This window comes from Gordonia sp. 852002-10350_SCH5691597 (genome assembly GCF_001665715.1).
GTDB lineage: Bacteria > Actinomycetota > Actinomycetes > Mycobacteriales > Mycobacteriaceae > Gordonia > Gordonia sputi.
Genome location: NZ_LZMO01000298.1, coordinates 1 through 9429 on the forward strand (window position 1 = coordinate 1; position 9429 = coordinate 9429).

Here is a 9429-nt window from a genome sequence, read left to right on the forward strand (position 1 = left end):
GGTAGTTCGTCGGAGTAGAGCAGGCGGAGTTCTCGTTCGCTCAAGCCGGTGAGCAGCGCCTTCCCCGACGACGTGGCGTGCGCGGGTGACGGCTGCCCGATCCAGGTCTTCAGCGCAACGCTCGACGAGCCCTGCGACTCGACCACGTTGATGGCCTGCGCGGCGTCGAGGACAGCGAGATTGGTTGTCTCCCCGGTCTTCCTGGCCACGTCGTCGCAGACGTCCTGACCGAGCTTGGCGAGATCCATTGTGGCGGTTGTCGATCCGGCCAATCGCACAACCGTGAAGCCGATGCGATACTTCCGGCCACCCGGCGCCTGCTCGACAAAGCCGCGCGATTCCAGCGATGCCACGATCCGTGAGACCGTCGACTTGTGGACTCCGAGGGCGACTGACAGTTCGGTGATGCCCGCTGCGCCCGCGTCGGCGATCAGCTCCATGATCTGCAGCGCGCGGTCGACGGACTGCACGGCGCCACCTGCGGTCTTGTCGTGGTCGGGTGCGTCGGTGGACATGATGCTCATGAGCCTACCTGTCGATTCCGTTGGGTTGAGGCTGCCGGCCACTTACCCAATCTGTACGTACACAATCTGGTCGTGAGCGGGCCGCCATCGAGATAATCTCCTCGGCCTCGCGCTGAGGTACGACTTGTGTACGTACCAGGCGAACTCGACACGAGTCAGCGCTCATTGGCTTCGGTTCGCCTCCTTGATGAGGTCGGCGCACTTCTCCGCCATGGTCATCACCGTGATGTTCGGGTTGACGACGGGCAGTTTGGGCATCGCCGACGCGTCGACAACCCGCAAACCCGAAACGCCCTTCACCCGCAGCTCGGGATCGAGCACCGCCAGCGGATCCGACGCCGCTCCCATCCTCGCGGTACCCGCGGGGTGGTACACGGTGTTGTGCGTCTTGTGCATGTAGTCGATCAACTCGTCGTCGGTCACGGCGTCGAGCCCCGGTGCCAGTTCGCGAGATACCCACTCCGACAACGGACTCTGCGCACCGATCTCACGCGCGAGCCGGATACCGGCGAGCATCACCCGCTCGTCGTGGCCCTCGGGATCGGTGAAATAGCGCGGGTCAACCCGGGGCCGGTCGCGGAAGTCGCGCGACCGCAGTCGCACCGTTCCCCGGGAAAGTCCCTGCGTCACATTGGGTGTGAGGCAGAACCCCGACTCCGTGGTTGGGTAGCCCCATCGGAGTGTGTTCATGTCGAACGGCACGCTGCCGTAGTGCATCATCAGGTCCGAGTGGTCGAGGCCGTCACGTGTGGTGGCAAAGAGGCCGATCTCCCACCACTGCGTCGACTCGGTGACCATCGGCTGCGACGCCTCCCAGAACACCAGGCCCTCAACGTGGTCGTCGAGGTTCTCGCCGACGCCGGGCGAGTCGACACGCACCTCGACTCCGACCTCGCGCAGGTGGTCCGCCGGTCCGATCCCGCTGAGCATCAACAACTTCGGAGTGTCGATGGCCCCCGCGGTCACGATGACCTCGCGTCGTGCGTCGACGGTGTCGTATCCGCTGAGATCCGGCCGCAGGAACGTGACACCGGTGGCTCGTAAAGAGTCGTCGATGACGATCTCGCGGACCCAACTGTTCGTCAGCACAGTCAGATTGGGTCGCTTGTCGAGGATCGGATGCAGGTAGGCGTGCGATGACGACATGCGTTCGCCCGCTTCGTTCGCGTTGATCTGCAGCCAGCCGGCGGCATTCGGGTGCCAATCGTCGCGGTTGAATGCGACGGTCTCGAGGCCGAGCTTGGCGGCCGCATCCAGCACCGCTTGCCCGCACGGGTCATTGGGCGGCACGTCGCGCAGCCGGACGGGGCCATCGTGTCCGTGCGGATAGCCCTGGTATGTCCCGTCAGCGACGTTGTTCTCCACGCGCGCGACGTAGGGGAGTACGGCTTCGGGTCCCCAACCGGTCGCGCCCATCGCCTCCCAGTCCCGTAGTCCCTGCGCGAGAGGCCAGAAGGCGATACACGAGTTGTGCGACGAACATCCGCCGAGCACCTTGGCCCTGGCGTGTCGTAGAAAGCTGTTGCCCTTCTCCTGCGGTTCGACGGGATAGTCCCAGTCGTAGCCGGAGTCGAGTAGGTGCATCCAGTCGGCCAACACCAGGATCGCCGGATCGTCGACGTCACTCGGTCCGGCCTCGATCAGACAGACAGTGACGTCGGGATCTTCGGAAAGCCGTGCGGCGAGAACACATCCGGCGGTTCCACCGCCAGCGATCACGTAGTCGTAGGTAGTCACTGCGCGGCCTCCGTGGCGATGCCGTTGGTGCTCGAATGCGATGCCAGTACACCGATGTTCCGACGTCCAACGGTGAAGTACCAGAGCAACCCGAGCCCGAGGATGATGCCGATATAGACGAATGCACCCCACGTGTTGAACCACGGTGTGCCGTACACCGCAGAGCGCGGCCATGCCAGGTTCAGTGCCATTCCGATGCCCCAGACGACGGCCAGCAGGTTCACCGCCAGACCCCACCGCCCCATCGTGAAGTAGCCGCCCTCGGCGAGATCCTTCGGTGGCCACTCACCTCGAAAACGCTTGAGCAGCATGGGCATCGTGACCAACAGATATGCGAGGTAGATCATGATGATCGCGATCGACGTCAGCACCGTGAAGATCTTCGGCTGACCGATGTTGATCACCAGTATCAGCACCGCGAGAATTCCGATGACGAAAGCGGGAATGACCGGAGTCTGACGCTTCGGGTCGACCTTGGCCAGATGAGAGCCGAAGGGCAGCGCGTTGTCGCGGGCCATCGCAAACATCAATCGGATCGCCGCCGTGTGCACGGCGAGTGAGCAGACGACGACCGCGATGACGATGGCGACGAGGAAGATCTTGCCCAGCGGTCCCCACATCACGGTTTCGACGATGTACTGCAGGCTGCCGTCTGGCTGACCAAGCTTGGGATCGTCAAGATCCGGGCCGGCCATGATCGCGAAAACGAGTATCGCACCGCCGATGACGAACGACGCAAGAATCGCGCGCAGGATCGCCTTCGGCGCGGTGCGTCGTGGTTCGACGGTCTCCTCGCCGAGCGAACTGGCGGTGTCGAAGCCGTACATCACATAACCCGACGCCAGCGACGCGACGAGGAATGCACCAAGGTAGCCGCCACTCTCGCCTGCCCCGTACCCGTGTGTGGAAAAGAAGACCTGCGGGCCGCGGGTCACGTTGCACGCCAGGATGATTGCGATGAGTACGGCTGCGATGAGTTCGACGAAGACGCCGACACTGTTGATCAATGCCATGAGCCGTACGCTCCACGCGTTGATGGCGGTGGTGAGGGCCACCAGGATCGAGCCGAGGATCACCGCGTTGACCGCGTACGACGTCGGCGTGGAACCGTCGCCGTAGATCTGGAAACCGCTCCACAGTCTCGGCAGATTGAGCTGTAGCGCCAACACGACGGCGGCCAGGGTGACGATCGACGCCGTGAGCATCAACCAGCCCGCCGACCACCCAACCAACTGCGTGCCCAATCGCTTTGCCCAGTTGTATACCGACCCTGCGACCGGGTACTTGGCTGCGAGCTCCATGAAACACAGTGCGACACAGAGCTGTCCGACGAAGACGATCGGCCACGACCAGAGATAAGCCGGTCCTGCGGTCCCGAAGCCGAAGTAGAACAGCTGGAAGGTCCCGGTAAGAATGGAGATGTAGCTGACGCCCGCGGCGAAGCTGGCGAACTTGCCGATACTACGGTCGAGCGACTGTTTGTATCCGAAGTCTTCGAGGCCGTCGGCCTCGGAAGTGGTTGTCGGCGTAGACTCTGTGGCCATTGTTCCTCATCGCGTGATCATTCCGGTCCGAACCACCGCGACGCCGACGGCGCGGTGTTGTGCCAGATGTGCTTTGTTTCTTGGTATTCCGCGAGCCCAGTCGGGCCCAGTTCGCGTCCGTTGCCGGACTTGCCGAATCCTCCCCATTCGGCGGCTGGTGTGTAGTAGCCGAAGTCGTTGAGCCACACGGTTCCGTGTCGCAGACCGCGAACCATCCGTTCGCCGAGCGCGGCGTCGGAGGTGCGGACTCCCGCGGCCAAACCGTATGCGGTGTCGTTTCCGAGTGTGAGCGCCTGCTCCTCGGTCTCGAATCGTTCGACGGTGAGGATCGGTCCGAAAGTCTCGTCGCGGACGATCGTCATAGACCGGTCGCAGTGGTCGAAGATGGTGGGGGAGAAGAAGTATCCGCCCGGATCGAGATCGTCGCGATCCGGCCGTCCGCCGCCGCAACGCAGCACGGCGCCTTCGTCCTTGGCCGACGCCACGTAGGCGTGCATCTTGTCGAGTTGTGCCTGCGACACCAGGGGTCCGGTCTCGCTGGTCGGATCGAGGCCGTCGCCCATGCGAATAGTGCAGGCGCGCTGGACGAGAGCGTCGACGAAGCCGTCGGCGATGGAGGACTGCACGATGAGCCGTGTGCCCGACGAGCACACCTGGCCCGAGTGTAGGAACACGCCGGTGAGTACCTGGTCGACCGACGATTCCCAGTCGGCGTCGTCGAAGACGATGTGCGGGTTCTTTCCGCCGAGTTCGACGGCGACCTTGGTGACATGCTTGGCGGCGGTCTCCGAGATCACAATGCCGGTCTGCAGGCCGCCCGTGAACGAGATGAAGTCGACGTCGGGGTTGTCGGTGAGCGCGGGACCGAGAACGGCTCCGGACCCCTGCACCAGGTTGAGTACCCCGGCGGGCACCCCTGCCTCCTCGCACAGCCTGACGAAGGCGATCGTCGAAAGGGGCGTCACCTCACTGGGTTTGGCGACCATGGTGCAACCTGCTGCGAGCGCGGGGGCGATCTTCCACGAGATCTGCAGGAGCGGATAGTTCCAGGGCGCGATGAGAACGCAGACCCCGATCGGCTCGCGCACCACTCGGCTGATCACAGCGGGGTTGCCGACGTCGACGAGTCGATCGGCAGACGTCTCGACGAGCGAGGCGTAGTAGCGGAACACCGACTCGACGTCGTCGATGTCGATCTCGCTCTCCGCCAACGTCTTTCCGGTGTCGAGTGTCTCGATGTATGCGAGGTCTGCTTTGTCGCGGACCAACAGGTCGGCGATACGGCGTAGAAGCGATGCTCGCTCGGCGGCCGGCGTCGCAGGCCATTTGCCGTCGTCGAAGGTCGTACGTGCAGCGGTGACGGCGGCTGTCGCGTCGTCGGAGCTGGCCTCGTCGACAGAGATGAAGTCGGTGCCGTTCGCAGGGTTGATCAGCGCGCGCACGCCGCCGTCGGAGGCGGGGCGCCACGTGCCGTCTATGTAGAGCTGATGCGTGCCGATCAGCCCCGCGAGCGGTTGGGTCATTCGCTTCTCTTGCCTTCCGTGGTTCTCGTGTCTTCCGTTGCGGGCGGGATGGTTTCGACGGTGTCGTTGACGAAGGGAGCGATCGGGTCGCCGGATTCGGGGTCGAGCACCGCGAACTCGCTGGTCTCGATCTTGACAGCCTCTTCGCGGATGTGCTCGTTGACGCGATCGGAGAGCAGACCACGAGCGACGATCAACGGGTCGCGGCGCAAATCCAAGTACAGCGACACACACATGCCGACCATCACCAACACGAACGGCAGCGCAGCGATGATCGCCATCTGTTTGATGCCGTTGAGCCCGTCGTCGCCGCTGACCGCCAGCAGCACCGCGGCGACCGCGCCGGTGGATACACCCCAGAAGATGGTGATCCACCTACTCGGTTCGGGCGAACCGCGTTGCGAGAGCGTACCCATCACCAACGACGCCGAATCCGCGCCGGAGACAAAGAAGATGGCGACCAGAATCATGACGAGCGCGGAGGCTATCGCCGTCCAGGGCATGTTGGCCAAGACGTCGAAGAGCGTGTCCTCGCTGGCGCTGGTGTCGGGATCGAAAGGCAGCTTGCCGTCGGTGAATTCACGTATCGCCGATCCGCCGAAGATGCAGAACCACAACAGCGACACCACAGTTGGCACGATCATCACGCCGACGACGAACTCACGGATGGTGCGGCCCTTGGAGATCTTCGCCAGGAACATACCGACGAAGGGGGTCCAGGACACCCACCATGCCCAGTAGAAGATGGTCCACGATGCCAGCCAGCTCTCACCGTCGGCGTCGACCGTCGCGCCGGATCGTGCGGAGAAGCCGAGGGCGTCGTTGGCGTAGGCGCCCATCGTGGTGGGCAGGAGGTTGAGGATGAATACGGTGGGGCCCACGACGAACACGAACACCGCGAGGATCAGCGCCAACACCATGTTGATGTTCGACAGCCACTGGATTCCCTTGGCGATACCCGACACGGCCGACGCGACGAAAGCGGCTGTCAGCACCGCGATGATCGTCACGAGAACCATGGTCGACGGATTCTTCACCCAACCGACCTTGTCCAGGCCCGAACCGATTTGCAGCGCACCGAGTCCCAGTGAGGCGACGGTTCCGAACAGTGTCGCGAAGATCGCGAGGATGTCAATGATCTTGCCGACTGGGCCGTTCGCCGAATTGCCAAGTAGCGGAGCGAAAACCGCACTCATGAGCTGGCTTCGGCCAAGGCGATAGGTGGAGTATGCGATTGCCAAGCCGACGACTGCGTACATCGCCCACGGATGAAATCCCCAGTGGAACATGGTGGTTGCCATCGCGACCTGTACGTCGCGAGCGGAGTATCCGGGCGGTGCCTTGACGAAGTGGAACAGTGGTTCGTATGCGCCGAAGAACATCAAGCCGATGCCCATGCCCGCGCTGAACATCATCGCGATCCAGCTCACCGTGCGGTACTCGGGTTTGTCGCCGTCCTTGCCGAGCGGAATGCGCCCGTACTTACTCAGGGCGAGCCAGATCGCGAAGATGACGAAACCGGTTGCGGTGAGGATGAACAGCCAACCGAGGTTGCTGGTGATCCAGTCGAGGACGGTCGACGAGACAGACGCGAGATTATGGGGTTTGACCAGACCCCAGATCAGAAACGCGATGATCAGTGCTGCCGTCACACCGAACACCACCGGGTCGAGTGTGTAGCGTTTCCGCACATCGTTCAAGTTCGCCATGGCGCCTCTTTTCGCAGGTAGCGGTGGACACTTACTGCTTGATTCGAGCCATCTCGGGGTCGACCACCGGATCCGAGATCACTAAGGCACCATACGACGTGCGCAAGTAATCGACCGCAGCAGCCGTGGAATCGGGCAGATCCGACGGCAGCCACGCGTACGCGAGACACGCGCCGACCGTCGGCGACCACCCTGCGCTCGTGACGTATCCGACGACGTCCCCGTCTACCCTGACCGGCTCCTTCCCGAGGACCACGGCAGCAGGGTCGTCGAACTTGAGGGTTCGCAGGCGCAAGGGGCATACCCGCTGGTCCAGGGCATTCTTTCCGACGAACTCGGGCTTCGACGACTTCACGGCGAAGCCGAGTCCGGCTGCATCTGGCGTGTGCTCAAGCGTCATGTCGACGCCGGCGGATCGGTAGCCCTTCTCTATGCGCAGCGCGTTGAACGCGATCCGGCCCGCGGCAATGATGCGGTGCTCGGCGCCCGCCGCCATGAGGAGGTCCCACAGACCACGGCCGTACTCGGCGTCGGCGTAGATCTCCCACCCGAGCTCGCCGACGTAGGACACCCGCATGAGTGTCACGGGTACGGACCCAATGGTCGTCTGGACGCAACGGAAATACTTCAGGCCCTCGTTGGTCAGGTCGGTTGGCGTCAGTGGTGCGACGACGTCGCGAGCCGAAGGACCCCAGAGCCCGATGCAGCAGGTCGCGCCGGTGACGTCTCGGAGCGAGACGCTACGGTCGGCGGGAAGGTGTCGCGACAACCAGTCGAGGTCGATGGGTCCGTTGGCGCCGACCTGAAACAGATCACCCGCGAGACGGGCGACCGTCAGGTCCGACCGCACGCCGCCTTCGTCGTCGAGCATGAGCGTGTAGGTGATGGAGCCGATCGACTTGTCGACATTGTTGGTGGTCATCCGCTGGAGGAAGTCGGCGGCCCCGGGGCCGGAGACTTCGTAGCGGGTCAGCGGTGTCATGTCGTACATCGCGACATGACTGCGGGTCCACGCTGCTTCCGCGACCGAGATGGGCGACCAGTTGCGTGCCGACCATGCGTCGCGCAGCGGGATCTGCAGGCCACCGGCGACGAGTTCGTCGAGTATCGGCTGATTGGCCTCGAACCACGCCGGCCGCTCCCACAGATTCGCGACCCAGAACTCTGCGCCGAGCGCGGCTTGCCGGTCGTAGAACGGGCTGGTGCGCACTCCGCGGGGCGCGGCAACCTGGTCGTGCGGATGGATGATGTCGTAGACCTCGACGAACGACTGCGAACTCGTCGTGAGGATGTAGTCGTCTGTGAGAGCGGCGTTTTCGAACCGGTACAGATCGAACTCGTGGGTGTCGACGCTGGGCGCGCCGTCGACCATCCACTCGGCGACGGTGCGTGCGATACCCGCGGAGTGTGTGACCCACACGGCCTCGGCGACCCAGAATCCCTTGAGGCCGCGGTGTTCTCCGACGACGGAGTGTCCGTCGGGGGTGAACGAGAAGATGCCGTTGAACCCGTCGTCGACTTTTCCTGTCGCGAGTTCCGGTATGAGCGTGACTGTTTGGTCCCAAGCTTCGGCGAAATCGTCTGGCGTGAACATCAGCTTGGACGGCATCTCGTCGAGCGAGACGGTCGAGTCGTAGTCGAGAGCGTTGACGTCGCTGGGCATCGGGCGATGACCGTAGTAGCCGATGCCGAGGCGGTCGCCGTGCTCCCGGTAGTAGAGGTCGTGGTCCTGATGGCGCAGGATCGGCAGCGAGGCCTCTGCGACAACAGAATTGGCGCCGTGGCGCGATTCCAGCGGCGTGGTGTACGCGTACTGATGCGCCATCGGGACGAGAGGGATGGTGAGCCCCACGCGGCGGCCGAACTCTCTGCCCCAAAAACCTGTGCAGCACACCACGATGTCGGCGTCGACTACCCCGGTCGCGGTGCGGACGCCACGTACCTCACCGTTCTCTTCGACGACATCGATCACCTCGGTGTGCGGGACGAACCGCGCACCACGTGAGATCGCCCGTGTCGCCTGGGCTTCCGCTGCCCGCAGCGCTTTGGCGAGACCATCGCGCGGCGTGAAGAACCCTCCGACGATCTGGTCTGGATCGAGCAGGGGGTGGCGTTCGAGACACTCTGCAGGAGAAAGGAGCTCATGTTCGACGCCGCGCGAGGCAGCCCAGCCTGCCTTACGGTGGAGGTCGTCCAGGCGGGCCTCGGTGGTGGCCACCTCGAGCCCTCCGAGGTGACTGAAACACCAGCCGTCGGGATGTTCGAGCGTGGAGAACTTCTCGAGGGTGTAGCTCGCGAGCTCGGTCATCGTCTTCGACGGATTGGTCGCGAACACGAGACCCGGTGCGTGCGAGGTCGATCCACCGGTGGCGAAGAGCGGCCCGCGGTCGAG

Annotated in this window: 6 protein-coding genes; all 6 read right to left on the reverse strand. The window is 63.8% G+C overall.

Annotated elements, in window-relative coordinates; all coding sequences use genetic code 11:
* Positions 1–524, reverse strand: a 524-nt coding sequence (locus A5777_RS22575) for an IclR family transcriptional regulator (RefSeq protein ID WP_064864777.1), incomplete at its 3' end; no start/stop codon positions are given.
* Between the two features lie 162 nt (positions 525–686).
* Entirely contained in the window at positions 687–2261 is a 1575-nt protein-coding gene (locus A5777_RS22580) for a GMC family oxidoreductase (RefSeq protein WP_064864781.1), read from the reverse strand.
* A complete protein-coding gene (locus tag A5777_RS22585; protein WP_064864784.1) occupies positions 2258–3805 on the reverse strand; it encodes an APC family permease in 1548 nt (515 codons plus the stop codon). The genes A5777_RS22580 and A5777_RS22585 overlap by 4 nt, the downstream gene beginning before the upstream one ends.
* Before the next feature lie 17 nt (positions 3806–3822).
* Entirely contained in the window at positions 3823–5328 is a 1506-nt protein-coding gene (locus A5777_RS22590) for an aldehyde dehydrogenase family protein (RefSeq protein ID WP_064864788.1), read from the reverse strand.
* On the reverse strand, positions 5325–7037 hold the full coding sequence (locus A5777_RS22595) for a BCCT family transporter (RefSeq protein ID WP_064864791.1): 1713 nt from the start codon (positions 7035–7037) through the stop codon (positions 5325–5327). The genes A5777_RS22590 and A5777_RS22595 overlap by 4 nt, the downstream gene beginning before the upstream one ends.
* Before the next feature lie 31 nt (positions 7038–7068).
* Positions 7069–9429, reverse strand: a 2361-nt coding sequence (locus tag A5777_RS22600) for a GcvT family protein (RefSeq protein ID WP_064864794.1), incomplete at its 5' end; no start/stop codon positions are given.

Bases quoted from the DNA above. Each gene is read 5' to 3' on its own strand.
- A5777_RS22590 (WP_064864788.1), bottom strand. From the start codon at position 5,328: ATGACCCAACCGCTCGCGGGGCTGATCGGCACGCATCAGCTCTACATA.
- A5777_RS22585 (WP_064864784.1), bottom strand. From the start codon at position 3,805: ATGGCCACAGAGTCTACGCCGACAACCACTTCCGAGGCCGACGGCCTC.
- A5777_RS22595 (WP_064864791.1), bottom strand. From the start codon at position 7,037: ATGGCGAACTTGAACGATGTGCGGAAACGCTACACACTCGACCCGGTG.